Below are 423 nucleotides of genomic sequence, written 5' to 3' on the forward strand. Positions count from 1 at the left end.
CCATTTCTCCCGACGGCAAGACGCTGTTCGGCGCGATGCAAAGCCCGTTGATTCAGGACGGCGGCACGGACGGCGCGTTCACGCGCATCGTGAAGATCGACGTGCGCAGCGGTAAAACCACACAGTTCGCGTATCCGCTCACGAACATCGGCACGAGCGCGAAACCGAAGTATCCGACAATCAGCGACGTGGTCGCCGTGAACGATCATGAACTGCTGGTGGACGAGCGTGACGGCAAGGGTCTCGGCGACAATTCGACCGCTGTTTTCAAGCGTGTTTTCCATATCGATCTGGCGAACGCGCAGGACGTGAGCAACACGAGCGGGCAAGCCGGGCTCGCGCCGTATGCGGTGCAAAAAACGCTGTTCCTCGATGTCGTCGCGCAACTGACTGCGCACGGCTACAGCGCGAACGACATTCCCG

General features: G+C 60.5%; 1 protein-coding gene. It reads left to right on the forward strand.

Annotation, left to right across the window (positions count from 1 at the left end; all coding sequences use genetic code 11):
- Nucleotides 1–423: esterase-like activity of phytase family protein (locus tag SB753_RS34975; protein WP_410804619.1), on the forward strand; the 423-nt coding region annotated here is incomplete at both ends.

The sequence above is a fragment of the Paraburkholderia sp. SIMBA_053 genome (genome assembly GCF_046534895.1).
GTDB lineage: Bacteria > Pseudomonadota > Gammaproteobacteria > Burkholderiales > Burkholderiaceae > Paraburkholderia > Paraburkholderia caledonica.